Here is a 24,046-nt window from a genome sequence, read left to right as displayed (position 1 = left end):
GCCCGGGCGGGCCGGCGGGCCGCACGGCTAGGCTCGTCGTCGGCGAAAACGACCATTTTCGCCGAGGCAAGCGCACCACGACGCGGGAGAACAACCCATGCTGGACCGAGCGGTCATCGATGCACTCTTCCCTGCCGACCTGCCCGAACCCGAGCACTGGGAGCAGCAGTACCCCGCCCGCGACCTCCCCGAGGGCGCGCTGGTCACGCGCCTGGGCCCGTCGCCGACCGGGTTCGTGCACCTCGGCGGCATCTACATCGGTCTCATCGACCAGGACGTCGCCCGCCGCTCCGGCGGCCGCTACCTCGTCCGCGTCGAGGACACGGACCAGTCCCGCGAGGTCGAAGGCGCCCTCGAGCAGTTCGAACGCGGCTTCTCCTACTTCCACCTCGCCGCCGACGAAGACATCGACCGCGGCGGGGACTACGGCCCCTACCAGCAGTCGGCCCGGGAGCGCATCTACCTCACCTACGTCCGCGACCTGCTCCGCCAGGGCAAGGCGTACCTCGACTTCGCCACCAAGGAAGAGCTGGCCGCCATCACCCAGCGGCAGCAGGCCACCAAGCTGCCGACCGGCTACTACGGCAGCTGGGCGATCTGGCGCGACGCCGACCCGGCCGACGTCCAGGCCAAGTTCGACGCCGGCGCCCCGTACGTCGTGCGGTTCCGCGCCCCGGACGACACGGGCGCCCGCGCCCGCTTCACCGACGCGATCCGCGGGCCGCTGGAAGCCGAGGCCAACCGCAACGACGTCGTCATCCTCAAGAGCTCCGACCAGAGCCCCCGGCTGCCGACCTACCACTTCGCGCACGCCGTCGACGACCACCTCATGCGGGTGAACCTGGTGATCCGCGGCGACGAGTGGATCTCGTCGGTCCCGGTGCACCAGCAGCTGTTCGACGCGCTCGGCTTCGAGCCGATCACCTACGCGCACATCGCGCCGCTGATGAAGCAGGAGGGCGGCAGCAAGCGCAAGCTGTCCAAGCGCAAGGACCCGGAAGCGTCCGTCGACTTCTTCATCGAGGCCGGCTACCCCGCCGAGGCCGTCCTGTACTACCTGCGCGGCCTCGCCAACGGCCGGCTCGCGGAGATGCCGCTGGAGCAGGCCCTCACCGAGCCGATCAACCTCGACGAGTGCGGGGTCGCCGGCCCGCTGGTGGACCTGGTCAAGCTCGACGACATCGCCGCGGACCACATCGCCACCCTGTCCGGCGCCGAGATCCTCGACGCCGTCCGCGCCTGGGCCGAGCGGTTCGACCCCGAGCTGCGCCGGGTCCTCGACGAGGAGTCCGACCTCGCCCTGCGTGCGCTGGCCGTGGAGCGCGATGGCGCCGAGAACCCGCGCAAGGACCTGAAGAAGTGGAGCGAGTTCCGCGCGGTCTACGGCTTCTTCTTCCCGCAGCTGCACGCGGCCGTCACCGGGCCCGACGACGAGCGCATCGCGGCACTGGGTGTGGATCGCGCGGTCGTGCAGGCCGTGGCCCGCGACTTCGCGGCGGACTACCGCCAGCTCGACGACGGCCAGGAGTGGTTCGACCAGATCCGCGCGGTCGCGGCCAAGCACGGCTTCGCCCGCAACGCCAAGGAGTTCAAGAAGAACCCCGAGGGCTTCCCCGGTTCCATCCGCGAGGCCTCGCAGATCATCCGCATCGCCCTCACCGGGTCGACGCGCAGCCCTGACCTGCACGCGATCACGCAGGCGCTGGGTCAGGACGAGGTCCTCGCCCGCATCGCCGCGCTGACCAAGTAGCGCCGCGGGGCTCCGGCGGCCGCGTCAGGCGCGTTCGTCGTCCTCGAAGGGGCGGAAGGCGAAGCGCACCGCGCTGGCCGGCCCGGCCTTGGCTCCGCTGGCGGGCACGGCGGCGATCAGGCCGGCCGCGTCCTCGCGGTCGAGCCGGGCCAGGAGGCGCGCCAGCGCTTCCGGCGCCCCGACCGGTTCCGCCGGCGTCTGGATCAGCGTGCGGTGGAGGATCCCCACGTCCCAGCCGTCCGCGCGGCCGCTGCCCGCCGGCACCCGGAGGGTCACGTCGAGCAGCCAGCGCGGCGGTTTCCCGGTCAGCGCCGGTGTCGCGTGGGCCGTCAGGCCGACGACCTGGTCGGCGCGCAGCAGGCCGTCACTGAGTGTCGCGATCCACACGTTGGTCAACCCCATGGATCAACGGATAACAGCCGCGCGCCGATGCCGCAATCCCCCGGCGGGTTCAGTCGGCTTGCCCGGCCTTCGTCTCTTCCATCATCAGCAGCGCGCCGTGGCTTTCGCCGTTCGAGCTGCGCAGGGCACCGCAGAGCAGCCGGACGACCGTGGTCCGGCCGCGCCGGTTGACGGTTCCACGCCTTGATCCGCATCTCGGAGTCGATCACGATGATCCCGGCGTGGATCGAGGTGAGCACCGACTCGAGGAACTCGTTCACCTCGTCGAGGTCGAGGCTGCGCTCACGCAGCGCGTCGTTGATCGTCTGCAGCTCGTCGTCGGTGGACTGGAGTTCCTTCCAGCCCGGAGATGTCCTGCGTGCGCCGCTGCGGGAAGCCGCGGGAAACGAAGTGGGCGAAACTGACGGGCCCGTTCACCGCCTTTGCGGAAGACCCGGCGCTTGAGGTCCAGCGGCTCGAAGATGCGGGCGTGCGACAGCAGCATCTCGGCCTTGCCGAGGAACAGGACCCGCGCGGCGCGAGGGCGAAGTGGAACCGCTCGAGGATCTTGGTCTGCGTCTCGGCGTTGAAGTACATCTCCCACGCGTCCGGATCGCGGAAGAAGCCCGTCACGTTGATCAGGACGGTGTGGAACAGCGCGACGAACTCGTCGGCGTTGACCTGCAGCTGGTCCGACACGCTACTCGGCGGAACGGTGACCGACCGTGCCGGGACGGTGGACGAGAACGGCCCAGACGACCTTCCCGCCCGCCCACGACCGGCTGCAGCCCCACACCCGGGCGATCTGCGCGACCAGCTTCAGCCCCAGGCCGGGCGCGAACGGGGACAGCCGTTCGAGCAGCATGGCCGGGCGCGCGTCCTGGTCGGCCACGGCCACCGTGCACACCCCACGACGCAGGTCCCAGCCGCAGCCGTGGCTCCGAAGTGGTGTGCTTCAGCACGTTCTCGACCAGCTCGGTAGCGATGTAGCGGGCATCTTCGGAGAGCTCGGGCACCTCCCACTCGGCCAGCTTGCCGGTGACGAAGTCCCGGGCGCGAGCCGAAGCTCCGTCGAAGCGCGCGAAGGTGCGTTCGGCCCGCCGGCGCACCGGCCGGTCCAGCGCCGCGGTGGCCGCCGCCAGGTCGGCGCGGACCGGGACGTAGCGGTCGACCACGTGACGGCCCAGCAGCACCTGGTGCACGGGCGCGGCGGCCACGATCGTGAACGGGATCCCCGGCCAGTCGCCGATCCGCATGGCGACCAGGGAGAAGACGCTCACCAGGGACGAGTCGTCGATCACCAGCCCGCTGATGTCGGCCACCAGGCCGTCCGGGGCGTCCGTCGCGATCTTGAGCAAGCCGTCACGCAAGGAGGGGTACGAAACCAGGTTCAGGTCGCCGGTGACCGTGACGACGGTCGCCTGTTCGAGGCTGGCAATGGCGAGGTGAACCTGGGCGGTGGTCATCCCGACGCCGGGTCGGCCTCGGCCCCGCGGTTCGCGTCGAGCAGGAACCGCCGGAGTGTCTCGGCGGCCTCGGTGGCCTTTTCGTCCAGCGCGCGCCACGCCTTCATCAGCGCGAGCTGGAACTCCCCGCTGTGGGCCTCGAGCAGGGCCGGAGCCGACCAGGCGCGCCCGATCCGGCACCGGTAGCGGCCCGCCGGGTCGACTTCGGTGAGCGAACCCTGGCAGTCCGGGCAGGTGCAGCCCGACCCGGCGCTCCGTTCGGCGGCCGTGAGCGCGCCGAGCCGCACCGCCTCACGGGCGATCCGGTCCTCCAGCAGCAGGGCGGCCGACGGCGACGGCACTTCGACGGGCTCCACCGGCAGCCGGACCAGCTTGTCGAGCACGGCGCCGATCTCGACGGCCCGCACGACGTTGTCGATCTCCACGACGGCCAGCGCCGTCCCCGGCTCGATGGCCGCTCCGTGGCAGGCGGTCGTGGCCGGCAACGGGCCCACGCGGTCGAGGATCCGGGCCACCGCGTTGTGGGTCCCGGCGCCCAGCTGCATGGTGATCACGACCGCGGCCGGGAAGTCGGCGGGCAACCCGGAGACCATCGCCCGCAGGGCTTCGACCCCACCGGCCGAGGCACCGACGACCACGAGGTCACGCCGGAAAGCCGGAAAGGCGGCACGGTGTCCACCTCCTCACCTTCGGCTCAACGGTAGCCGAGGCCGTCCGCCACGGCGAGTAGCCCCGTTGCACGGTGTTAAACTGCGCCCGCCCGCCGGAGGGTCTCAGGCGTACCGGGCCGACGTGGTCCAGGATGGCCGCGCCGATCCCGGACAACGGAAGCACGGCGTGGACGAGCCCGGTGCCGATCGCGGCGCCCGGCATGCCGAAGTGCGCGGACGTCCCCTCGTCCTGGGCGAACACCGTGCCTCCGCAGTGCACGATCGCCCGGACCCGGTCTGGGCGTCGGTGCGCTGGGTCCGCGCTGGTCGTCCCGGCGGCGCGGCACCTGCTGATCACTTCGGACGCCCGGATCGGGCTGCTGGACACCGGTGATCTGCCGCCGGCGAGGCCGTCGGCGGATCTGCTGCCGGCCACGCTCGCCGTCACCTGCGGGCCCCGGCCGCTGGCGGTCGTCCTGACCGGCAACAGCGGGGCGAGCACCCGGGTGAGCGCTTCGAGGCCGCCGGCCGAGGTGACCAGGGCGACGACCGGGAACCGCAGCGGGAAATCCGGCGTCACCGGCTCCCCGCCGCCGGTCGCGCACTTCTCGGCGGGCGCGCATGACCGGCATCCTGTCGCCGATCCGGCCGGGTCACCAGCCGGGTGGAGCGTCCTCGGTGCCGGCCCCGGGGCGGACGTGAGATGCTCGACCGCGCAGGCCGGCCTAAGGCGGGAGGCGCAACGGGTGACCACCTGGATCGACGTGATCAACTTTGTCCGGACGCGGTACGAGGTCCTCGAGGAGTCGGAGGGCTGGCTGCGGTTCCGGCTGGAGGGCCCGCGGGAGCGGTCCCAGCAGGTGACGGTGCACCACCTCGCCGAGCTCGACGGCGGCTCGTGGATCGAGATCTCCTCCCCGGTGGGCTGGGCCGACAAGATCGACCTCCGGCGGCTGCTCGAGCTGGCCGGCGGCTCGGCCGTCGGCGGCGCGGCGGTGGTGGACGGCGTCGCGCTGCTCAAGCACACGGTGCCTCTGGAGGACCTGAGCATCCAGGAGGAGTTCGAGCGTCCGCTCAAGGCGGTCGTCGCCCGCGCGGACGCCTTCGAGCACGAACTCACCGACGCCGACGAGTTCTGACCGGCCGGACCATTCCGGCCGTCGACCGTCCACACCGGACGGGTCAACCGGACCGCCGGGCCCGGTCGGTCCGGCGCCGGTTCTCCTTCTCCAGCGCGGTGACGAGCTCCTCTTTGGACATTCGCGACCGCCCGGGGATGCCGAGCTGCTTGGCGCGCTCGTAGAGGTGCTGCCGGCTCGCGGTGGCGTTGACGCCGCCGCGGGTCGGCTTTTCGGGCTGCCCGGCTCCCCCGGCGGCCTGCTCGTCCGACGGGCCCGGTTCGGGCTTGGGTTCCCAGTGGTCGCCGACCTTCTCGAAGGTGTGCTTCAGGGCCGAGTAGGCGGTCTGCTGCGCCCGCCGGCCGGGGCCATAGGTGTTCAACGCGGAGTCGTGCGCGGCGACCCACGTGTCCTGGGCCTTGCGCGGCGACCGCAGCAGGGTGCTGGGCAAGTCTTCGCGTCCGGGCATGTCGCCTCGGCTACCCCGTGCTGCGAGTGGTGAAACGGGCGACGACTCGCGCACCTGGACGGTCGGCTCGCGTGCTTGGAGGGTCGACTCGCGTGACTGGAGAGTCGACTCGCGTACCTGGAGGGTCGACTCGCGTACCCAGAGGGTCGGGCCGCGCACCTGGACGGACGACTCGCGTGATTGGAGGGTCGACTCGCGTGATTGGGGAGTCGACTCGCGTGATTGAAGGGTCGACTCGCGTACCCAGAGGGTCGGCTTGCGTGCCCGGAGGGTCGGCTCGCGTACCTGGAGGGTCGGATGGCGTATCCGGAGGGTCGGCCGGAGGGCGGGGTGGGGGCAGGGCGTCGGCCGGGTCCGAAGAGGACTGGAGCGGGTGGGTGGAACCTCCTGTGCGGCCGCACTCCGGGGTCGGGCATGCTGTTGACCGGTGTTTCCGGGGCAGAGGGGACGAGAGGCAATATGGGTGCTTCACCCGATTTGACCATTCCGGCGAGCGTCGACAGCCCGGCGCCGCCACAGGTGCCCGCCTCGCGTGTGGCGCGGTGGCTGCTGGAGCACCGGGTCGCGCCCGTCGGGCGCGCCGGCGGCGAAGACCACGGCACGCCGCAGGCCTGGTGGAAGGTCATGTGCCTGACCGGCGTCGACTACTTCTCCACCCTCTCCTACCTGCCCGGCATCGCCGCGCTCGCCGCCGGGGCGCTCTCGCCGCTGGCGACCCTGCTGATCGTCGCGCTGACGCTGCTCGGGATGCTGCCCATGTACCGCCGGGTGGCCCGGGAAAGCCCGCACGGCCAGGGCTCGGTCGCGATGCTGGAGAACCTGCTGCCGTTCTGGCGCGGCAAGCTGTTCGTCCTCACCCTGCTCGGGTTCGTCGCCACGTCGTGGATCATCACGATCACGCTGTCCTCGGCGGACGCCACCGTGCACATGCTGGAGAACCCGTACCTGCCGGGCTTCCTGCACGGCCACGCGGTGCTGATCACCGTCGTGCTGCTGCTGATCCTCGGCGGGGTGTTCCTGCTCGGCTTCAGCGAGGCCGTCGGGGTCGCCATCCCGCTCGTCGCCGTCTTCCTGGTGCTCAACGCCGTGGTGACGGTCGCCGGCGTGATCGACCTGCTCGGCGATTCCGCCGCCCTCTCCCGCTGGACCGACGCGCTGACCGCGGGCGGTGGCGGGTTCACCGGCGTGATCGGCCCGGCCGTGCTCGCGTTCCCGCTGCTGGTGCTGGGCCTTTCCGGGTTCGAGACGGGCGTCAGCATGATGCCGCTGGTCGCCGCCGAGGGGAAGACCGCCGAGGAGAAGCTGGAATCCCGGATCCGCAACACGCGGAAGCTGCTCACCGCGGCCGCGCTCATCATGTCGGTGTTCCTGATCGCGACCAGCTTCGTCACCACGGTGCTGATCCCCGCCGACGCGTTCAAGGAAGGCGGCGAGGCCAACGGCCGCGCCATGGCCTACCTCGCCCACCGTGAACTCGGGGAGATCTTCGGGACCGCCTACGACATCAGCAGCGTGCTGATCCTGTGGTTCGCCGGTGCCTCGGCGATGGCCGGGCTGATCAACATCGTCCCGCGGTACCTGCCGTCCTACGGCATGGCGCCGGAGTGGGGCCGCGCGGTCCGGCCGGTCGTCATCGTCTACACGGTGATCAGCATCCTCATCACGATCGCGTTCGGCGCGGACGTCAACGCCCAGGCCGGCGCCTACGCGACCGGCATCCTGGCGATGATGGTGTCCGGCGCGGTCGCGGTCAGCATCTCGGCGATCCGGCGGCGTCAGCGCGGCGCGGCCGCGGGCTTCGTCGTCCTCACGCTCGTCCTGCTGTACGCGCTCGTCGAGAACGTCATCGAAAAGCCCGACGGGATCGCCATTTCGGCCCTGTTCATCCTCGGGATCATCGTCGTCTCGCTGGTGTCCCGGGTTTCCCGGACGACGGAGCTGCGCGCCGACCGCATCGAGTTCGACGACGAGGCCCGCCGGTTCATCGCCGATTCCCTGGCCCACGACGGCGCCCTGAACATCGTCGCCAACAAGCGGCAGGGCGGCGACGAGGCCGAGTACTCCGCGAAGGAAGCGGAACAGCGCGGGATGAACCCGGTGCCCGGTTCCGCCGACATCCTGTTCCTCGAGATCGACGTCGTGGACCCGTCGGAGTTCAGCAACGTGCTCGAGGTGCGCGGCGTGGAGATCGCCGGCTACCGGATCCTCCGCGCGAACAGCCCCGCGGCGCCCAACGCGATCGCCGCGATCCTGCTCACCCTGCGCGATGTGACGGGCGTCCGGCCCCACTGCTACTTCGAATGGTCCGAAGGCAACCCGCTCGGGCACCTGTTCCGCTACCTGCTGCTGGGCCGCGGCGACACGGCACCGGTCGTCCGGGAGATCATCCGCAGCAGCGAGAAGGACCCGGACCGCCGCCCGGGCATCCACGTCGGCGGCTGAGGGATCGGCCGGACTTCGCGCAGGCGGATGTGCCCGGAGGACGGCTGCCTCGGTGCGGAGCGACCCGGCGAACTCCGGGAAGGCCGCGAGGCAGGCGGCGGGTGCACCGGGCCGCGGCGGGCTGCGGCGCACCTGGTTCGCCCGCCGGAGCACGGATTCTTGCGCCCTGAGCGGCCGGTGTGAGGCTCACCGCACGGCGGACAACAGGGCCTTGACTGTTCCGCGGACAACCGAGCCCTTCACCGCACGCGGGCGACCAGGGCTTCACCGCTCCGCGGCCAGCAAGACCTTCACCGCCCGGCGGGCAACCAGGCCTTCATCGATCCGCGGGCAACCGGGTCTTCAGCGCCCGGCGAGCAACAGGACCTTCAGCGCCCCGCGGGCGGCGGACCCGCCCGCCGGACCGGGGCGCGAGCCGGGCCGCGGCCGTCCTGGGGGCGGGGGGCGCGAGCCGGCGCCCGGGCCGGTGCTCGTGCGGGTCCGCGGGGCGGCGGCGGAGCCGCCGGGCGGGCCGGGCGAACCGGCCGGTCCGACTGGGGAACCGGCCGGGGCCGGTTGACCCAGGAGTCGAACAAGAGGATCAAGCCCGCGAACACGGCGAAGCCGATGCCGAGCGCGATGTGGACGAGCGCGCCGAGGATCCCGGCGACGAGCAGCACCGGCAACACCGCCAACAGGCAAAACGGGTCGATCCGGCCGAATTTCGGGCGTCGGGCCTCGTCACGGGGACTCACCGTGCGGTCTCCGGGTTCCTGCGCGCCATGCCAGCAGTATGCAACGGCGGGGTCAGGCCCTGCCACCTGGATGGCGCAAGACCGGATTTCGCCGGTCACCGGCGGTCACGACGCCGGACACCCCGTGGTGGACAGAAACGGACAGGATCCGGGCGCATCCGGAGAAAGGCCGCCGTTCCCGTGGTGCAATGGCCGGCGCCGAAAGGGGTACGCGCATGAGGAACGGCTTCCCGCAGCGGATCGGTTACGCGGTTCTCGCCCTGGTCACCGTGTGCGGCAGCCTCGCCGGTGCCGCCCCGGCGACGGCGAGCGCGGCACCGCCGTCCCTCGAATTCGCCAACCCGGACAGTCAAGCCCTGTTCGGCAGCGCCTACGCCGCCGCGCTGCAGAACCTGTTGCACACCAACACGATCGGTTACGACGCGCGCTACGACCGGAGCGGCCTGCTGGATCCGGCGACCGGCATCGTCCGGGCGGGCGGCGGCTACGCCCAGCCGTGGACGCGCGACGCGTCGATCAACAGCTGGAACGCCACCAGCCTGCTCGACCCGGCCCTGGCGGAGAACACGCTGTGGGCGGTGGTCGACAAGGACGCCGGCGGCGCCCTGCGCGTGCAGCAGGACGACCAGCAGTGGGACCAGGTGGTCTGGGTCACGTCCGCCTGGCACCACTACCTCGTCACCGGCGACCGGGAGTTCCTCCAGAACGCCTACCGCACGGCGACGACCACGCTGACGATCCGCGAACACGCCACCACGGCCGGCTTCAACGCGACCTACGGCCTGTTCACCGGCGCCTCCTTCTTCAACGACGGCATCGCCGGCTACCCCGCGCCACCGGCCGACGCGACCGAGTCGGTCAGCACCGGGAGCATGCCGTGGCCCGGGGTGGCGAGCGGGATGTACCTCAGCACGAACGAGCTCTACTACGCCGCCTACGTCAACGCCGCGAACATGGCCGGGAAGCTGGGCCGCCCGGCCGCGGAGATCGCCGGGTACCGGGACAAGGCCGCCGCGCTGCGGGCCGCGATCAACCAGCGCTTCTGGAACCCCGCCACCGGCCGGTACGACTACCAGCTCCTCGCCGACGGCTCCCGCGGCGCCTTCCAGGAAGGCACCGGGCTGGCGTTCGCGCTGATCTTCGGCGTCGCGAACCCGGCGCAGGCGCGGTCGATCGTCGAGCACGCCCGGGAGCTGCCCTGGGGCATGCCCGACACCTTCCCGAACTGGGCGCGCTACAGCGACGCGCAGCCCGGCCGCCACAACGCCATCGTCTGGCCGCTCGTCCTGGGGCTGTGGGCGAAAGCGCTGGCCGGGCAGGGTGAGCAGAACGCGTTCGCCGCGGAAACCGCGCGCCTGGCCAAGCTGGCCGGCAACAACAGCGGTTTCTGGGAGATCCACAACGGGACCACCGGGGTCGTCGACGGCGGCTGGCAGCGGCTGGGCGACACCGTGAAGTTCCACTGGGGTTCCGAACCCGATCAGACGTGGTCGGCCACCGCGTTCCTCGACATGGTCCACACCGGCCTGTTCGGGCTGACGTTCACCGACCGCGGACTGTCCTTCGCGCCCCACCTCCCGGCGGGCTGGGGTGACGTCACGCTCCGGCACCTGCGCTACCGCGGCGCGAACCTCACCATCGCCCTGCACGGCGCGGGCGCCGCGATCCGGTCGTTCCAGGTCGACGGCCGGGCCGCCCCGGCCACGATCCCGGACACGCTCACCGGCGACCACACGATCGACATCACCCTCACCGGGGCGCCCGCCGGCGACCGGGACGGCGACGGCGTGGCCGACGCCCAGGACCGCTGCGCGGATACCGCGGGCACCGCCGCGCTGAGCGGCTGCCCCGACCCGGCGCACCTCGAGGCCGAGGACGCCCGCAACACCGGCGGGGTGAAGACGAACGTGAACCACACGGGCTATTCGGGCCGCGCGTTCCTCGACGGCCTCTGGGCGCCGGGTGCGTCGTCGTCCTTCACCGTGCACCGCACCACGACGGCGCCGGAACGCGCCGCGTTCACCGTGCGGTACGCCAACGCCAACAACGACACCCGGACGATGACCCTGTCGGTGGACGGGCAGCCGGTGCGCCAGGTCGGCTTCCCGAAGGTCTCCGACAGCTGGGACGACTGGGGCGCCACGACCTTCGCCGACGTCCCGCTCACCGGCCGGGACCCGGTGGTGACCCTCTCCTACGCGCCGGGCGACACCGGCGCGATCAACCTCGACTGGCTCGAATACCGCCGTTGACGAACCGCGAACACCATCCCGATGTCGGCGGCCTCCTGGACCGGGTCCTGCACGGCCTCGACCGTGAAGCCGCGCGCGGCGAAGACCTCGCGCACGGTGTCGCGGTGGCGCCGCCACCCTTCGACCTCGACGACGGCCTGCCGGACCAGCGGCCAGTGCCGGTCTTCGAGCCCGCGCAGCACGTCGAGCTCGGCGCCTTCGACGTCGACCTTCAGCAGGTCGACGCGCTCGATGCCCTGCTCGTCGAGCACCGCCGACAACGGCCGGACCCGGACCCGGTGCGTTTCGAGCTCCCGCATCACCTTCAGCTTGCGCCCGACGACCCCCCGCAGGATCGGCGCGGGCACCCGGCGGAGCCCCGCGCCCAGCCCGCCCCGGCGGATCATCTCGACGACGCTGGCCGTGACCCGCCGCCGCTCGTCCTCGACGTTCGCGGCGTCGCGCCACGACGACGAGAAGATGGTCGCCGCCGGGAAGTAGCTGAAGTCGAGCTCGTCTTCGCCGGCCGCCAGCCCGTAGGGCAACGCGGTCAGCCGGCCGCCGAAGAAGTCGCGGCCGTTGCGCTCCAGCGTCGCGTGCAGCGGCGGGAGCGGCTCGAACGCGTAGATCCGCACGTCGCCGTCCAGCCGCTCGTACACCGCCGCGGAGAAGACGCCGACGTTCGCGCCGACGTCGAGGACGGTCGCCCCGGGGGCGAGTTCGACGCCGTGGGTGAAGTAGGCGCCGACCTCCTCGCGCAGGAAGGAGACCTCCCACGGGTTGATGCTGTGCAGGTCGATCGTGTCCATGGTCACGCGCAGAGTGTTATCAGCATCGGGCGGCGCGGGGCACCCCCGTTCGGCGGTCAGTCCGGACCTGCCGGTCCACGACGGCGAGCGGCACGCGCGGCGGCGATGCCGACCAGGCTCAGCGTTCTTCTTCGACGTGCAGGGCGGCCTGCTCCGGTCCGGCGGCCACGGCCGGACCCGCGTCCACGGCCACCTCGTCCGCCTCCCGGTCGAGCGGCGGGCCGTCGCCCTCGACCGGTTCGAGCTGGATCGGCTGCTCCGGCTTCACGCCCGTGTCCGGGTCCTCCGGCACGCCCGCGTCGGGGTCGATGCCGGAACGGATCTCGGCCGCCGGGTCAGGAATCTCGGCCGCCGGCTCCGGGATCTCTTCGCGGATGCGGTCGCCCAGTCCGCGCGGGTGGGCCTGCTCCCACGGGGTCATCCCGTACTTCGTCACGCCCGACCAGTGTTCCGGGGGATCCATGCCCTCCTCGAGCGGGTCGGCGCGGATCCGGTCCTCGTCGAGGTCCTCGGCGCTGTTCAGCGCGGCCGGGTCCGTCTCGACGGCGTCGGGCGGGCCGGTGTCGTGCGGCGGGTCGTAGCTCTGGTCGGGTCCGGTCATGTTCCCCGGGCTTCCCGCTGACGCGACGGCGAAACACCGGCCGGCGGCAGCCTTCCCCGGTCCGGGCCAGGAGGACCACACCCACGACCGCCACCGCCGCGGCCGGGACCCACACGACAGCGTGCCCCGGTTCGAGGCGCTCCCCCGTCAGGAGCCGGGCGGCGGGCACGGCCGCGAGGGGGTCGAGCAGCACCAAGGCCGGCATCGACCACGACAGCGCACCGCGGGCGTAGGCCTGCTGGCTGCCGAACTGCGCGATGACCGCGACGGCGAGGGCGGCCCACAGCGCGGTGCCGGTCAGGGTGGCCCTCAGCCCGCGTTCCTCGAACGTCTTCACCGCCGCGGAGATCAGCACCGCCGCGATCCCCGCCGCCATCCCGGCCGCCGCCCCGCACGCCAGCGCGCCTCGCGGCCCGCGCCCGGTCCGGCCGGCCCCGGCGACCACGCCCGCCGCCACGAGCACCGCGGCGGCGACGGCGAACCACGGTGGCAGGTGGTCGCCGGTGCCGGCGGCCGGGCGGGCCGCGACCAGGAAGACGGCCAGGCCACCGCAGGTGCAGACGGCGCCGATCCCCTCGAGGCGGGACGGCAGGCACCGGTCGCGCACCGAACGGATCGCCAGCGCGATGACCAGTCCCCCGGCCAGCACCGGTTGCACGATGGAGACCGGAGCCAGGGCCAGCGCGACCACCTGCAGCAGGGTGCCCAGCACGGTGGCGCTCTGCCCGGCCACCCACTTCGGACGCGTCACCAGCAGGCGGAGGTCGAGGCCATGGGCGTGCGCGCTGCTCGAAGCGGCCTCGTGCTGCAGCACCGAGCCGACGGCGAACATGACGGCGGCGGCCGCGGCGACTCCCGTTCCGGGGAGGAAGGCGGCGATTCCGGCGGGCAGGGGCACCCGAACCGGGTACCCCGGGCCGGCGCCGGCTATCCCGCGTTCGCGCGCCCGCCGGCGGCGGGATCCGGGTGCTTCCGGGTCCCCGGACAGCGGCTCGGCACCGCCGAGGCGAAGTTCAGGCGGGCTTCCCCGCCAGCCCGCGCATCGAGCTGCCCACCGCCCGAGGGCCCCGGGCTTCGATCACCACCCGCCGGGGTAACCGCCTGCCATGAGCGAATCCGAGAACCGCCCCCTGACGCCCGACGCGCCGGCCCCGCCCGGCACCCCGGAGCTCGACCTCGACGTGGAAATCCCCGAAGCCGACCGGCGGCGGAAGCAGCCCGGCTCTCAGGACGTCGACGAAGACGCCGGCGAAATCGAACCACCCAGCTGACCGGCCGGCCACGGCCGCGCCGCCGTCATCAAGCCGATCATGCCCGCGACCAGGCGCAGCTGGTCCACCGTCCGGATGTCCGCCTCGACGAGCCGGGGTGAGCACACCAGGACGGCCAGCGCCTGCGCCCGCGACAACGCCACGTTCAACCGGTTGCGCGACAACAGGAAGTCGAGGCCGCGCGGCAGGTCGACCGCCGACGACGACGTCATCGTCGCGATCACCACGGGTGCCTCCTGGCCCTGGAAGCGGTCGACCGTGCCCACCCTGACCCCCGGGAACCCGGCCTCCTCCAGTGCCCGGGTCACGGTCCGGGCCTGGAGGTTGTAGGGCGCCACAACGAGGATGTCGTGATCGCCCAGTGGCCGGGCCGGCCCGTGGTCGGTCCACAAGCGACCGTGCACTTCGGACACGAGCCGCACCACCTCGGCGGCTTCCGCCACCGAACGGGTGGTGTTGCCCTGGTGCTCCACCTCGGCCAGGTACAGCCCCGCCGCGACCCCGGCCAAGGCGCGGTCCGCGGCCGAGGGATGGGCGTGCAGCCGGCCGGCGTAGGACAGGTTCGACACCGGTTCGCAGACGGCCGGGTGCATGCGCCGTGTCTCGTCGAGGAAGTACCCGAGCGACGCCGGCATGATGTCGGCGTCCCCGATCAGGTGACCCAGGGCCGAGGCCTCGGCGCCCGCGGGGTGCGTGCCCTGCACCACCTGGGGCAGCTGCTGCGGATCACCGAGCAGCAGGACGTTCTTCGCGCACATCGACACCGCGAGCGCGTCGGCGAGGGCGAACTGGCCGGCCTCGTCGATGATCAGCAGGTCGAAGGGCTCCTCGCGGACCGCGGCGTTGGCGAACGTCCACGCCGTCCCGCCGACCAGGTGCCCGGTGTCGTGCTCTTCGCGCCACTTCACCAGCGCCGGGTTGCTCTTCGGCTGGTCCCAGGGCGCCGCCGGGTCCGGCGTCCGCTTCGCGCGCTTGGCGCACGGCAGCTCCGGCGCGCTCTTCTTGGCCGCGCTCAGCACGTTCTCCACGGCCTTGTGGCTGGTCGAGGTGACCGCGACGGTCCGCCCCGCGCGCACGAGCCGGGCGATGAGCCGGCCGGCGAGGTAGGTCTTGCCCGCCCCTGGCGGCCCCTGGACGGCGAGCGCCGAGCCGTCGAGCGCGTCGACCGCCTCGATCACCGTGGCCACCAGGTCCTCCCCCGGCTCGGGCAGCGCCGCGCAGCCGCGCAGCCGCGGCGGGGTGCGCCGGAGCAGGTCGACGCCGGGGTGCCGCGGCAGCTCCGGGAGCGTGTCGACGACCAGGCGCGCGAGGTCGGCGACCGCCTCGTCCTTGGGTGACGGCCGCACCGGGCTGCCCGGCAGCACCGCGCTCGGCCGGTCGTTCGTGGTCGCGTCCGGCGGGCTGCTCTCCTCCAGCGTCAGCTCGACGGCGGACGCGGCGACGACCTTCGCGTCGCGGGCGGTGTCGCCGTAGCGCAGCCGCACGTCGTCGCCGGGGGCGAACGGGTGCGGCCGGTCGGGGTCGCACGCGAGCAGCAGCGTCCGCTTCGCGGTGCGCGCCCGCCCGGCCGGGGGCACCCACTCCCCCGCTTCCAACGAGACCGGCACGGCGCAGGCGGTGTCCACCTCGAGGTCACCGAGCGGCGCGGCGAGCTGGCGGAAGTACTCCCACCACGCCGGGTTCGTCTCACGGCGGTGGTAGCCGACGGACGCCGCCAGCAGCGCACGGGCGCGCTCGTCGGCGGTGAACCGGCCCGGATCGTCCGGCAGCCCGTCGAGCAGGGGGTCGACCAGCGCGGCCAGCAGGGCGGCCCGTTCGGCGCGCCGCTCGGCGGCGACGTCCTCCTCGGCCGCGCGCAGCAGCGCGTCCTCGGCGGATTCCTCGGCCGGCTCCGGGACGTCGATGCCCGCCTCGGCGCGGACCCGGTGCAGGAATTCGAACAGCCGTTGCGCGGAGACGCAGTCGTCCTCGGTGTTCTCGCCGATGCGGCGCAGGACCTCGTCGGCGCGTTGCGGCTCGCCGGACTGCGCCAGCGCCAGGTACTCCTCGTACGCCTCGACGTCGGACACGGCGGTCTTCCCGCGGGCGCCGGGCTGGTAGAGCGGCTCGAGGTGCCGGATCGAGTACGACCGCTGCGACACCCGCAGCGCCTTGCGCACGACCGCGTGCAGGTCGACGACCGCGCCGCTGCGCAGCAGGTGGTCGACGGTCTCCTCGCGGGTGCCGTGCACCGCCGCCAGCCGCTTGATCGCGGTGACTTCGTACGGCGCGTAGTGGTAGACGTGCGAGCCCGGGTGCTCGGCGACCCGCGCCGCGGCGAAGTCGACGAACTCCTCGAACGCCCGCCGCTCCTGGGCGCGGCTGTGCGCCCAGAACGGCGTGAACTCCCGGTCACCGACCGCGCCGAACAGGTACTCGAGGCCCTCGCCGGCGAGGGCGTGCGGGTCGCCGGCCAGGTCGACGAACACGTCGCCCGGGGCGGGGGCCGGCAGGGCGGCCAGCTCGCCGGGGTCGACGACCTCGTAGGCGACCTCGCCGGTGGTGTCCTGCCGGACCTGCAGCGCGGCCTGGGCGCGCAGGGTCGCGAACGCCGTCACGGACAGGTCCCGCGGCCGGTCGGCCGGGCCGGCCGCGGCCAGTGCGTCGATCGAGCCGAGCCCGGCGGCGACCAGCTTGCGGCGCTGGTCGCCGCGCATCCCGGCGACGAGCGAGAGGTCCCGGTCGGCTTCCCTGGCCGACGCGCAGTGCCGGGCGAAGCCGCAGCCGGCGCAGGCCGGGCGTTCGTCGGCCCACAGCGGCACCGGCAGCCGCGGCGGACGGGCGGCCAGCCGGGTCCGCAGCCGGTCCACCAGCGGCCGGAAGTCCTCGACGCGCAGCGTCCGGGTGCCGCCGTCGGTCAGCCGGAGGTGCAGGTGCGGCCCGGCCGGCCAGCCGGCGCGGGTGAGCGCGTCGGCGCACGCCGTCAGCCGGACCACCGCGGCCGGCGTCGCCTGCCGGACCGGCGTCGCGTCGTAGACCTCGTAGCGGCCTTCGCCGTCCTGGACGAGGAAGTCCGCCTGCGCCGAGAACTCGCCGTCGAGGAAGACGGCCCGGTGGAGCACCGGGACCCCGGACCGCAACGCCTCCTCCGTCGCCTTCGCGGCGAGCGCGGTGTCCTGGACGTCGATCTCGGCGACCTCGCGCCCGCCGGCGCGGAATCCGGCGAGCATCGCCGTCGCGTGCCCGCGCCGCGGGTCCGGCTCGGCGGGCGCGGGCCGCGGCGCTCCCGGCAGGTCCGCGGCCAGCGCCTGGAGGAGGATGCTGCGGTGTTCACAATCGAGCAGGTCGGCGAGATCGGCTGGGGTGAGCATCGCCGCGAAGTCTGACACGGCCGATCATCGGGGCCGGAGCACGCTGCCCCCGACACGCCGAAACTTTCGAGATTCCCTGGTATATCGCCAATTCTTGACAGCGTGGAACCCCGCCCGCGATAGTGCGAGAACCGAACTGAATACTCGTGCACACGATGGGGGCACGGTGTCTCTCAGCGACGAGAACGAGCAGAGCCGGCTGCGCCGGCGTTCCTTCCTGATCGGCAGCGGAGCTGCCGTGGCCACCTCGATGTTCGGTGCCGCTCCGGCACGAGCGGCTCCGCCGGGCGCCTTCCCGGGCGATTACGACGGCTCGGACCTGTGGCTGCGGTACGAGCGGGTCGCCGACCCCGGCCTCCTCGCCCGGTACCGGGCCGCGCTCGGCACGATCGTCGTGGAGAACGCCGAGCAGGCCTTGGTCCACCGCCACACGGCGAACCTGAGCATGGCCCCCGGCTCCACCGAGCACCTGGTGCGGAGCACCTTGGCCGCGGCACGGGACGAGCTCGCCCGCGGCCTCGGCGGCCTGCTGGGGCGGCCGGTGCCGGTGCGGGGCGGGTTTCCCGACCGTGCCGTGGTCGTGGGCACTCCGGACAGCTCGCCGCTCGTGCGCCGGCTCGTTCCGCCGCGCGACCTGGCGCCGCTCGGCACCGACGGGTACCTCGTCCGCTCGCTGTCGCGGGGCGGGCACCGGGCCGTCGTCATCGCCGGCAACACCGAGGTCGCCGCGCTGTACGGGACATTCGCCTTCCTCCGGCGTCTCCAGGCGCAGCAACCGATCGCCCACCTGGACCTCTCCTCGGTCCCCCGGATCAACCACCGGCACCTGAACTACTGGGAGACCGAGCGCCTCTACGCCGGGAACAACCCGGCCGGCACCGGCGGGCTGAACGGCGAGAACGGGGCGATCTTCGACTTCACCGCCACCGGCGCCTCCGCCGGGCTGAACCTGCCGGTGATCCTCGACCGGTACCTCGTGGCGGCGCGGGCGATGGCGTCCGTCGGCATCAACGGCCTCACGATCAACAACGTCAACGCCAACAGCTTCTACCTCACCGCGGCCGCCATCGAGCAGGAAGCCGCGCTGGCGGACGCGCTGCGCCCGTACGGGATCAAGCTGGCCGTCTCCATCAACTACGCGGCGCCGACCGACGCCCGGTTCGCGCCGGACACCCTCACGCGGGAACAGCTGGATCCCTACAGCGCGGAGTTCCAGGGCTGGTGGACCCGCCGGGCCCGGCAGCTGCAGGCGGCGATCCCCGACTTCATGGGGTTCACCGTCAAGGCGAACTCCGAAGGCCAGCCGGGGCCCCAAGACCTGGGCTACGACCACGGTGACGGGGCCAACGGGATGGCGGCGGCGGTGGCGCCGCTCGGGATGCGGATCTTCTGGCGGACCTTCGTCTACAACGCCGACGTGGACGCGGACCGGCTGAAGCGCGCCTACCTGGAGTTCGGCCCCATCGACGAGGAGGTCCAGCCCGACGGCACGAAGGGCCGGTTCGCCGCGAACGTGTTCCTGCAGACCAAGAACGGGCCGCTCGACTACCAGGCCCGGGAGCCGGCCAACCCCCTCTTCGGCCGGATGGAACACACCAACCAGGCCATCGAACTGCAGGTCACCCAGGAGTACACCGGCCAGAACACGATGCTCTGCTACCTCGGCCCACTGTGGGAAGAGGTCCTCAAGTCCGACACGTTCGCCACCGACGAGCGCGGCCGGCTGCTGGCGAAGCGCCTGGTCGGCCACGTGGTGGACGGCACGGCCCAGGGCCACCCGGACAGCGCCATCGTCGGCGTGGCCAACTTCGGCAACGCCGACGACCTGACCGGGCACCACTTCGCGCAGGCGAACCTGTACGCCTTCGGCCGGCTGGCGTGGGACTGGACCCTGGACGCCCGCGGCATCGCCGAAGACTGGGTCCGGCTGACCTGGAGCAACCGCGACTTCGCCGTCCGGACCATCGTGACGATGATGATGGGCTCCCGGGAAGCGCTGGTGAGCTACCAGACCCCGCTCGGCGTCGCGCACCAGTTCCGCTCCAGCGACCACTACGGCCCCAACCCCGCCGAACGGCTGGCGCGGGACGACTGGAGCCCGGTGTACTACAACCGGGCGGACCACACCGGGCTGGGCTACGACCGCTCCCCCACCGGCAGCGGCTTCACCGCGCAGTACTTCCCGGTGCTCGCGGCCCGGTACGGCGACATCGAGACCGTGCCCGAAAACCTGCTGATGTGGTTCCACCACGTGCCGTGGGACCGGCGGCTGCGCACCGGCCGGATCTTCTGGGACGAACTGGTGTACCGCTACCAGACGGGCGTCCACTACGTGTCGTGGATGCGCCGGGCGTGGGACTCGCTCGAACCCCACGTCGACGCCCGGCGCTTCGCCGAGGTGAAGGCCAAGCTCGCCGCGCACGAGGCCGACGCGGGCACCTGGCGCGACACCTGCGTGCGCTACTGGCAGGAGTTCAACGGCCTGCCGGTCCCGACGGCCGGGCCCCTCTCGATCGGGATCGTGCTCGGCGGCCGGACGATCGGCGGCTTCGACGCCGGCGCGGCGTCGTACACCATCCCGGTGGCGGCCGGTGCGTCCCCGAAAATCACGAAGGTGATGCCGGCCGATCCCGCCGCGAAGTGCGAGATCCTCGAGCAGGCTCAGGGCGTCCCCGGGCGATCTGTGGTGCGAATCACCGGGAACAGTTTCTTCGGGCCCCTCCTCAAGGACTACGTCTTCGAGCTGGTGGCCGCCCCGCGTTGAGCCCCGGGAACCACCCGGCGCCCGCGTCCGTTGTCGTATCCTACGACACCGTAAGTTACGGTTGCGTAGGTACGGAAGGACGTTCCCTATGCCGGTCCCCGAAACGACCCGCTTGCTGCACGAACTGGAAGGCACGGTCGAAGAGAACCTCAACCGGCACCTCGCCGCCGCCCAGGAGTGGATGCCGCACGAGTACGTCCCCTGGAGCCAGGGGCGCGACTTCGCCGAACTAGGCGGGGAGGCGTGGGACCCGGAGCAGTCCCGGGTGACCCCGATCGCCCGCACGGCCCTCGAGGTCAACCTGCTCACCGAGGACAACCTGCCCAGCTACCACCGCGAGATCGAGCGCGCGTTCGGCCGCGACGGCGCGTGGGGCACCTGGGTGCACCGGTGGACGGCCGAAGAGGGCCGCCACGGCATCTGCATCCGCGACTACCTGCTGGTCACCCGCGCCGTCGACCCCGTCGAGCTGGAGCGGATGCGGATGGAGACCATGCAGGCGGGGTACGACACCGGCGACAAGCCGCTGCTGAACGTCTGCGCGTACGTCTCGTTCCAGGAGCTGGCGACGCGGCTCTCGCACCGCAACACCGGCCGCTACACCCAGGACCCGCTGGCCGAGCGGCTGCTGGCCCGGGTGTCCACCGACGAGAACCTCCACATGGTCTTCTACCGCAACCTCGTCAAGGCGGCGCTGGAGATCTCGCCCGACGCGATGATGCGCGCGATCACCGACGAGGTGCTGAACTTCGCGATGCCGGGCGCGGTGATCCCGAGCTTCCAGCGCAAGGCGGCGCTGATGGCCAAGGCCGGCATCTACGACCTCCGCATCCACCACGACGACGTCGTCCAGCCGCTGCTGCGGTATTGGAAGGTCTTCGACCTGACCGGCCTCGGCGCGGTCGGCGAGGCCGCGCGGGAGGAACTCGCCACCTTCATCAAGGGACTCGACAGCCAGGCGTCCCGGTTCGAGGAACGTCGCGACGCCACCGCCGCCCGCCGGGCGGCACGGGGCATTGTGGACCTCTGAGTCTGAGGCGAACACCTGCCGGAGGTCGCCGTGCCGCGTCGAGGTCGCGTTCCCGGGGCCACGGGGCCGGTGCTGGGGCGCGCGCTGCGGGTGCTCGAAGCCTTCTCGCCCGACCGGCCGGCGCTGCGGCTGAGCGAGGTCGCGCGCCGGACCGGGCTGCCGGCCGCGACCGCCCACCGGTTGCTGCGGGAATTCTGCGAGTGGGGCGCGCTGGAGCGCGACGACACCGGCGTCTACCGGGTCGGGCTGCGGCTGTGGGAGCTGGGCTCGCTCGCGCCGCGGGGCCTCGGCCTGCGGGAGCTCGCCCTGCCATTCCTGGAGGACCTCTCGCAGATCACGCGCGAGAACGTCCAGCTCGCCGTCCGCGAAGGCGCCGAGGTGGTGTACATCGAGCGGATCGCCGGGACCGGGGCGGTCCCGGTGCTGACCCGCGTCGGCGGCCGGTTCGCGCTGACCGCGACCGGGGTCGGGCTCGTCCTGCTCGCGCACGCCCCCGCCGAGGTGCAGGAGGACGTGCTCGGCCGCCCGATCGACCGGTACACCAGCGAGACCGTGACCGACCCGGACCGGGTGCGGCACATGCTGGCCGACGTGCGGACGCACGGATTCTCCATCAGCGAGCGCCAAGTGACCCTCGACGCGCTGTCGGTCGGCGCGCCGATCCACGACGCGCGGGGCCAGGTCGTCGCGGCGGTGTCGCTCGTCGTGCGGCACGGGAGCGTGTCGCCGCACGCGCTCGCTCCGCTGGTCATGACCAGCGCCCGCGCGATTTCCCGAGCGCTTTCCATCTTATGAAATAGCCCTTCGTGGTGCCGGGGCCGTTCCCCCAGGCTGTGACCCGGCCCACCACGAAAGGACGTCCCCGATGAGCGCCATTCCCCGCGACCAGTGGTACGTCGCCGCCTACGGCTCGGAGATCGGCGCCGAGTTGTTCGGCCGCACCATCTGCGGCGAACCGATCCTGTTCTGGCGGACCCGCGACGGGAGCGTCACCGCGATGGCCGACCGGTGCGTGCACCGGCGGTTCCCGTTGTCGCAGGCGCCTTCGCGGCTGGTCGACGACCAGGTCATCTGCGGCTACCACGGCTTCACCTACGGCGTGGACGGCAAGTGCGTGGCCGTGCCCGGGCAGACCCGGGTGCCGCGGACCGCGCGGCTGACGCACTACCCGCTGGTGGAACAGGACTCCTTCGTCTGGGTGTTCATCGGCGACCCGGCGAAGGCCGACGCGGCCGCGATTCCGCGGGCGCCCTGGCTCGCCTCGCCGGACTACACCACGGTCTGCGGGCTGGAGCCGCTGAAGGCGCGGTACTCGCTGCTGGTGGACAACCTGCTGGACCTGTCCCACGAAACCTACCTGCACGGCGGCTACATCGGCACGCCGGAGGTCGCCGAAACGCCGATCACGACCGAGGTCGACGAGGAGGCCGGCGTCGTCTACGTCTCGCGGCACATGGCCGACGCGGCGTGTCCGCCCTTCTACGCCAAGTCGACCGGCCTGGAGGGCCGCATCACGCGCTGGCAGGACATCGAGTACACCCCGCCGTGCCTGTACAAGCTGCACAGCCGCATCGCGCCGGTCGGGTCCGTGCCGAACCCGGACGGCAGCGACCCGGACGCCTTCCACGTCGAGGTCGTCTACGCGATCACGCCCGAGACCGAGCACTCCACGCACGACTTCTGGGCGGTGGCCCGGGACTTCGCGCTCGACGACGAAGGCGTGTCGGCGTTCCTGGCGGAGAACAACCGCACGGTGGTGCTGCAGGACGTCGAAGCCCTCGACGTCCTGGAGCGGGTGATCGCCACCGAACCGGAGGGGTACCAGGAGCTGTCGATCAACATCGACACCGGCGGCCTGGCGGCCCGCCGGATGCTGCAGCGGATGGTTGCGCCGGTGACGTCGTGAACCGGCCGATGCTCGCCGGGGACCGCGTCCACCGGATCCACTGGGTGCTCGGCACCGACCGGCTGCGCGCGGTCTGCCACTGCGGCGCCGAGCGCGAGTTCGAAGACCCCGTGCAGCTGTGGGACTGGCTGCTCGCCCACCCCGAAGGACACTCATGACCCTCGAACTCCTGGTGGACCGCAAGGAAAAGCCGGCCGACGGCGTCGTCCGCCTGACCCTCCGCGCCCCCGGCGGTGGCGTGCTCCCGGCCTGGGAGCCAGGGGCCCACCTCGACCTCCACCTGCCCGGCTTCGTGCGGCAGTACTCCCTGTGCGGCGACCCGTCGGACACGTCGGCATACCAGGTGGCGGTGCTGCGGGAGCCCGACGGCCGCGGCGGCTCGGCGTACGTGCACGACTCGCTGCTCGCCGGGGATCTTCTTCAGGTGGACGGGCCCCGCAACCACTTCGCGCTGGTCGACGCCGAGCGCTACCTGTTCATCGCGGGCGGCATCGGCATCACGCCGATCCTGCCGATGCTCGACCGGGTCACCGCGGCCGGCCGCGACTGGCAACTGGTCTACGGCGGCCGGACTCGCGGGTCGATGGCGTTCACCGAAGAGCTTTCGCGCCACGGCGACCGGGTGTTGTTCCGGCCCCAGGACGAACACGGCCTGCTGGACCTGCCGACCCTGCTGGCCGCGGCCCAGCCCGGCACGGCGGTGTACTGCTGCGGGCCGGAACCGCTGCTGGCCGCGGTCGAGGCACTCGGGCCGGCGGATCTGCACGTCGAGCGCTTCACCGCTCGGCTGGACGAGGGGGCGCGCACGGCGTTCGAGGTGGAGCTGGCCGGGTCGGGGCGGGTGCTGCCGGTGCCCGCGGACCGGTCGATCCTCGAGGTGGTCGAGGAAGCCGGGGTGACGGTGCTGTCGTCGTGCCGGGAGGGCACGTGCGGCACCTGCGAGACGGGCGTGCTCGGCGGGACCCCGGACCACCGGGACTCGGTGCTGACCGCGGATGAACGGCTGGAGAACGAGGTGATGATGCTGTGCGTGTCCCGCGCCCGCTCGCCGCGGCTGGTGCTCGACCTCTGACG

At 72.5% G+C, this 24,046-nt stretch carries 22 protein-coding genes and 1 pseudogene; 11 read left to right on the top strand and 12 right to left on the bottom strand.

The genetic code is table 11. The annotated features are described in order from the left end of the window. Positions 1–97 precede the first annotated feature (97 nt). A complete protein-coding gene (locus C2L58_RS18540; RefSeq protein ID WP_103338837.1) occupies positions 98–1,750 on the top strand; it encodes a glutamate--tRNA ligase in 1,653 nt (550 codons plus the stop codon). Positions 1,751–1,774: 24 nt separating this feature from the next. Here C2L58_RS18540 and C2L58_RS18535 read toward each other — a convergent pair whose 3' ends face one another. The 6 genes and pseudogenes from C2L58_RS18535 to C2L58_RS50470 all read right to left on the bottom strand — a co-directional run bounded on the left by C2L58_RS18535 (position 1,775) and on the right by C2L58_RS50470 (position 4,509). Next, on the bottom strand, positions 1,775–2,152 hold the full coding sequence (locus C2L58_RS18535; protein ID WP_199191326.1) for a hypothetical protein: 378 nt from the start codon (positions 2,150–2,152) through the stop codon (positions 1,775–1,777). After that, entirely contained in the window at positions 2,143–2,412 is a 270-nt protein-coding gene (locus C2L58_RS18530; RefSeq protein ID WP_233225791.1) for a hypothetical protein, read from the bottom strand. Before C2L58_RS18530 ends, C2L58_RS18535 begins: the two co-directional genes overlap by 10 nt. 22 nt (positions 2,413–2,434) lie before the next feature. Next, on the bottom strand, positions 2,435–2,830 hold the full coding sequence (locus C2L58_RS18525; RefSeq protein WP_233225790.1) for a hypothetical protein: 396 nt from the start codon (positions 2,828–2,830) through the stop codon (positions 2,435–2,437). A gap of 1 nt (position 2,831) precedes the next feature. Then, positions 2,832–3,597: pseudogene (locus tag C2L58_RS18520) on the bottom strand (ATP-binding protein). Further along, entirely contained in the window at positions 3,594–4,235 is a 642-nt protein-coding gene (locus tag C2L58_RS18515; protein WP_103338836.1) for a chemotaxis protein CheB, read from the bottom strand. The pseudogene C2L58_RS18520 and the gene C2L58_RS18515 overlap by 4 nt, the downstream one beginning before the upstream one ends. Positions 4,236–4,239: 4 nt before the next feature. After that, the gene (locus C2L58_RS50470) at positions 4,240–4,509 is read right to left on the bottom strand and encodes a chemotaxis protein CheB (protein ID WP_233225838.1); all 270 of its coding nucleotides are present in this window, start codon (positions 4,507–4,509) and stop codon (positions 4,240–4,242) included. Positions 4,510–4,993: 484 nt separating this feature from the next. On the opposite strand from C2L58_RS50470, the gene C2L58_RS18495 reads away from it, so the two are divergent. Further along, the gene (locus C2L58_RS18495; RefSeq protein ID WP_103339408.1) at positions 4,994–5,386 is read left to right on the top strand and encodes a hypothetical protein; all 393 of its coding nucleotides are present in this window, start codon (positions 4,994–4,996) and stop codon (positions 5,384–5,386) included. 43 nt (positions 5,387–5,429) lie between these two features. Here the strand turns inward: C2L58_RS18495 and C2L58_RS18490 are convergent, their stop codons facing one another. Continuing rightward, entirely contained in the window at positions 5,430–5,834 is a 405-nt protein-coding gene (locus tag C2L58_RS18490) for a ChaB family protein (protein WP_013225977.1), read from the bottom strand. A gap of 459 nt (positions 5,835–6,293) precedes the next feature. On the opposite strand from C2L58_RS18490, the gene C2L58_RS18480 reads away from it, so the two are divergent. Then, a complete protein-coding gene (locus tag C2L58_RS18480; protein ID WP_103338835.1) occupies positions 6,294–8,276 on the top strand; it encodes an amino acid transporter in 1,983 nt (660 codons plus the stop codon). Positions 8,277–8,644: 368 nt separating this feature from the next. Here the strand turns inward: C2L58_RS18480 and C2L58_RS18475 are convergent, their stop codons facing one another. Then, the gene (locus C2L58_RS18475) at positions 8,645–8,950 is read right to left on the bottom strand and encodes a hypothetical protein (RefSeq protein ID WP_199191325.1); all 306 of its coding nucleotides are present in this window, start codon (positions 8,948–8,950) and stop codon (positions 8,645–8,647) included. Positions 8,951–9,225: 275 nt separating this feature from the next. On the opposite strand from C2L58_RS18475, the gene C2L58_RS18470 reads away from it, so the two are divergent. Continuing rightward, entirely contained in the window at positions 9,226–11,262 is a 2,037-nt protein-coding gene (locus C2L58_RS18470; RefSeq protein ID WP_103338834.1) for a glycosyl hydrolase family 65 protein, read from the top strand. Here the strand turns inward: C2L58_RS18470 and C2L58_RS18465 are convergent. The 3 genes from C2L58_RS18465 to C2L58_RS18455 all read right to left on the bottom strand — a co-directional run bounded on the left by C2L58_RS18465 (position 11,205) and on the right by C2L58_RS18455 (position 13,549). Next, on the bottom strand, positions 11,205–12,050 hold the full coding sequence (locus C2L58_RS18465; RefSeq protein WP_233225837.1) for an FkbM family methyltransferase: 846 nt from the start codon (positions 12,048–12,050) through the stop codon (positions 11,205–11,207). The genes C2L58_RS18470 and C2L58_RS18465 overlap by 58 nt on opposite strands. A 118-nt stretch (positions 12,051–12,168) precedes the next feature. Next, positions 12,169–12,471 (bottom strand): hypothetical protein, encoded by a 303-nt coding sequence (locus C2L58_RS51505; protein WP_369904217.1) that lies wholly within the window; start codon positions 12,469–12,471, stop codon positions 12,169–12,171. Further along, positions 12,386–13,549 (bottom strand): DMT family transporter, encoded by a 1,164-nt coding sequence (locus C2L58_RS18455; RefSeq protein ID WP_369904216.1) that lies wholly within the window; start codon positions 13,547–13,549, stop codon positions 12,386–12,388. Before C2L58_RS18455 ends, C2L58_RS51505 begins: the two co-directional genes overlap by 86 nt. A 208-nt stretch (positions 13,550–13,757) precedes the next feature. On the opposite strand from C2L58_RS18455, the gene C2L58_RS49260 reads away from it, so the two are divergent. Further along, the gene (locus C2L58_RS49260; RefSeq protein ID WP_158264138.1) at positions 13,758–13,922 is read left to right on the top strand and encodes a hypothetical protein; all 165 of its coding nucleotides are present in this window, start codon (positions 13,758–13,760) and stop codon (positions 13,920–13,922) included. Here the strand turns inward: C2L58_RS49260 and C2L58_RS18450 are convergent. Continuing rightward, the gene (locus C2L58_RS18450) at positions 13,877–17,272 is read right to left on the bottom strand and encodes a TM0106 family RecB-like putative nuclease (protein WP_103339407.1); all 3,396 of its coding nucleotides are present in this window, start codon (positions 17,270–17,272) and stop codon (positions 13,877–13,879) included. The genes C2L58_RS49260 and C2L58_RS18450 overlap by 46 nt on opposite strands. Before the next feature lie 166 nt (positions 17,273–17,438). Here C2L58_RS18450 and C2L58_RS18445 point away from each other — a divergent pair, with 166 nt between their 5' ends. From C2L58_RS18445 to C2L58_RS18420, 6 genes are all read left to right on the top strand, one after another. Next, positions 17,439–20,036 (top strand): alpha-glucuronidase family glycosyl hydrolase, encoded by a 2,598-nt coding sequence (locus tag C2L58_RS18445; protein ID WP_103338831.1) that lies wholly within the window; start codon positions 17,439–17,441, stop codon positions 20,034–20,036. A gap of 88 nt (positions 20,037–20,124) precedes the next feature. Further along, positions 20,125–21,066, top strand: coding sequence for an acyl-ACP desaturase (locus C2L58_RS18440; RefSeq protein WP_103338830.1), 942 nt, complete (start codon positions 20,125–20,127; stop codon positions 21,064–21,066). A gap of 30 nt (positions 21,067–21,096) precedes the next feature. Then, positions 21,097–21,861 (top strand): IclR family transcriptional regulator, encoded by a 765-nt coding sequence (locus tag C2L58_RS18435; protein ID WP_199191324.1) that lies wholly within the window; start codon positions 21,097–21,099, stop codon positions 21,859–21,861. A gap of 70 nt (positions 21,862–21,931) precedes the next feature. Next, on the top strand, positions 21,932–22,972 hold the full coding sequence (locus C2L58_RS18430) for an aromatic ring-hydroxylating dioxygenase subunit alpha (protein ID WP_103338828.1): 1,041 nt from the start codon (positions 21,932–21,934) through the stop codon (positions 22,970–22,972). Further along, the gene (locus tag C2L58_RS18425) at positions 22,969–23,130 is read left to right on the top strand and encodes a hypothetical protein (protein ID WP_103338827.1); all 162 of its coding nucleotides are present in this window, start codon (positions 22,969–22,971) and stop codon (positions 23,128–23,130) included. Before C2L58_RS18430 ends, C2L58_RS18425 begins: the two co-directional genes overlap by 4 nt. Then, positions 23,127–24,044, top strand: a complete 918-nt coding sequence (locus C2L58_RS18420; RefSeq protein WP_103338826.1) for a PDR/VanB family oxidoreductase — start codon at positions 23,127–23,129, stop codon at positions 24,042–24,044. Before C2L58_RS18425 ends, C2L58_RS18420 begins: the two co-directional genes overlap by 4 nt. Positions 24,045–24,046: the final 2 nt, after the last annotated feature.

Source organism: Amycolatopsis sp. CA-126428, assembly GCF_002904335.1.
Taxonomy (GTDB): Bacteria; Actinomycetota; Actinomycetes; order Mycobacteriales; family Pseudonocardiaceae; genus Amycolatopsis.
The sequence above is the reverse complement of the archived record's forward strand: the minus strand, read 5'-3'. Positions and strand labels throughout refer to the sequence as shown.

Coding starts and splice junctions, on each gene's coding strand:
- C2L58_RS18540 (WP_103338837.1), top strand. CDS start 98: ATGCTGGACCGAGCGGTCATCGATGCACTCTTCCCTGCCGACCTGCCC.
- C2L58_RS18440 (WP_103338830.1), top strand. CDS start 20,125: ATGCCGGTCCCCGAAACGACCCGCTTGCTGCACGAACTGGAAGGCACG.
- C2L58_RS18450 (WP_103339407.1), bottom strand. CDS start 17,272: ATGCTCACCCCAGCCGATCTCGCCGACCTGCTCGATTGTGAACACCGC.
- C2L58_RS18420 (WP_103338826.1), top strand. CDS start 23,127: ATGACCCTCGAACTCCTGGTGGACCGCAAGGAAAAGCCGGCCGACGGC.
- C2L58_RS18535 (WP_199191326.1), bottom strand. CDS start 2,152: ATGGGGTTGACCAACGTGTGGATCGCGACACTCAGTGACGGCCTGCTG.
- C2L58_RS51505 (WP_369904217.1), bottom strand. CDS start 12,471: ATGACCCCGTGGGAGCAGGCCCACCCGCGCGGACTGGGCGACCGCATC.
- C2L58_RS18430 (WP_103338828.1), top strand. CDS start 21,932: ATGAGCGCCATTCCCCGCGACCAGTGGTACGTCGCCGCCTACGGCTCG.
- C2L58_RS49260 (WP_158264138.1), top strand. CDS start 13,758: ATGAGCGAATCCGAGAACCGCCCCCTGACGCCCGACGCGCCGGCCCCG.
- C2L58_RS18480 (WP_103338835.1), top strand. CDS start 6,294: ATGGGTGCTTCACCCGATTTGACCATTCCGGCGAGCGTCGACAGCCCG.
- C2L58_RS18465 (WP_233225837.1), bottom strand. CDS start 12,050: ATGGACACGATCGACCTGCACAGCATCAACCCGTGGGAGGTCTCCTTC.
- C2L58_RS18470 (WP_103338834.1), top strand. CDS start 9,226: ATGAGGAACGGCTTCCCGCAGCGGATCGGTTACGCGGTTCTCGCCCTG.
- C2L58_RS18490 (WP_013225977.1), bottom strand. CDS start 5,834: ATGCCCGGACGCGAAGACTTGCCCAGCACCCTGCTGCGGTCGCCGCGC.